Annotated in this window: 2 protein-coding genes; both read left to right on the top strand. The window is 47.2% G+C overall.

The window, feature by feature from the left end; genetic code table 11:
• Positions 1–79 precede the first annotated feature (79 nt).
• Positions 80–724 carry a dTMP kinase gene (gene tmk, locus C3B52_RS35545; RefSeq protein WP_006207399.1) on the top strand — a complete coding sequence of 215 codons (645 nt, stop codon included), beginning with the start codon at positions 80–82 and terminating at the stop codon, positions 722–724.
• A gap of 65 nt (positions 725–789) precedes the next feature.
• Positions 790–1,119 carry a cyclic-di-AMP receptor gene (locus C3B52_RS35540; RefSeq protein ID WP_006207400.1) on the top strand — a complete coding sequence of 110 codons (330 nt, stop codon included), beginning with the start codon at positions 790–792 and terminating at the stop codon, positions 1,117–1,119.
• Positions 1,120–1,315: the final 196 nt, after the last annotated feature.

The following is a 1,315-nucleotide window of genomic DNA, read 5'->3' as shown; positions in this document are numbered from 1 at the left end:
GAAGTATACACTGATACCGATAGTCGACACATATAACTTTCCAGATCCGTGATCAACAAAAGATGAAAGCAGGATACTTATGAATAATCGCAGACCACTATTTATTACCCTGGAAGGAGGAGAAGGATCCGGTAAAACGACCATGATGGGCAGACTCGCCGCCTTTATGCAGAATCATTCGATCCCTTATCTGATTACCCGCGAGCCTGGGGGCATTGAGATTGCGGAGAAGATTCGCTCCATTATTCTGGATCCGGAGCACACCGCGATGGATGCACGCACCGAAGCATTATTATATGCGGCAGCCCGCCGACAGCATCTTGTGGAGAAGGTGGAGCCGGCATTAAGGCAGGGACTGACCGTGCTCTGTGACCGATTCGTGGACAGCAGCCTGGTTTACCAGGGATATGCACGCGGATTGGGGATGGAAGAGGTGTGGAGCATCAATCAGTTCGCCATCGATACCCGGATGCCGGATTTGACGTTGTTGTTTGATATCGAGCCGAAGATTGGCCTTTCACGGATTGCAGCGAATGCCGAAAGAGAATGGAATCGACTGGATATGGAGAACCTGACATTTCACGAGAAAGTTAGGGAGGGCTATCTGCTGGTAGCAGAGCGTAATCCGGATCGAATTCGCATCGTGGATGCTTCCAAGACACCGGCACAGGTCGAACGGGAAATGAATCGTCACCTGGAAGACGCGATATTAAAGGATTTTTGAGGTTGTTTGTCAAATAAGTAGTGATAGGGGCACACGATGTCCAAATTAAACAAGGAGGGTTTACCATGAAATTGATTGTTGCGATTGTACAGGATAAAGATAGCAACCGTCTCTCTGCCGCATTGGTCAAAGCTAATTTTCGGGCAACGAAACTTGCCAGCACAGGCGGCTTCCTGAAGGCGGGAAATACCACCTTTATGATTGGGGTAGACGATTCACAGGTTGAAAGCGTGCTTAGTGTCATTCGCACAAGCTGTAAGGTTCGTGAGCAGCTGGTCACTCCGGTAACCCCAATGAGTGGTACTACAGATTCCTATTTACCGCTTCCGGTCGAAGTACAGGTTGGTGGTGCTACGGTATTTGTGCTCCCTGTTGAACGATTCGAGCATTTCTAAATTCATTTTCTGGATCTGCGATAGCACGTAACGGATGTTTTTATTGGGATATTTGACGGCTGTGTTCTCCTGTATCGACTATCTTTTGAACCTCTTCTGTATCATAATAAAAATAGTTACCGTAGATCGCCGCACTCGGGAGATGATCTTAAATAGGTAATGATGTAGATGAACTCCAAATAAAGTGTTGAATGTA

The organism is Brevibacillus reuszeri (assembly GCF_002897295.1).
In the GTDB taxonomy this organism is placed as follows: domain Bacteria; phylum Bacillota; class Bacilli; order Brevibacillales; family Brevibacillaceae; genus Brevibacillus; species Brevibacillus reuszeri_A.
The sequence above is the reverse complement of the archived record's forward strand: the minus strand, read 5'-3'. Positions and strand labels throughout refer to the sequence as shown.

Coding starts and splice junctions, on each gene's coding strand:
- tmk (WP_006207399.1), top strand. CDS start 80: ATGAATAATCGCAGACCACTATTTATTACCCTGGAAGGAGGAGAAGGA.
- C3B52_RS35540 (WP_006207400.1), top strand. CDS start 790: ATGAAATTGATTGTTGCGATTGTACAGGATAAAGATAGCAACCGTCTC.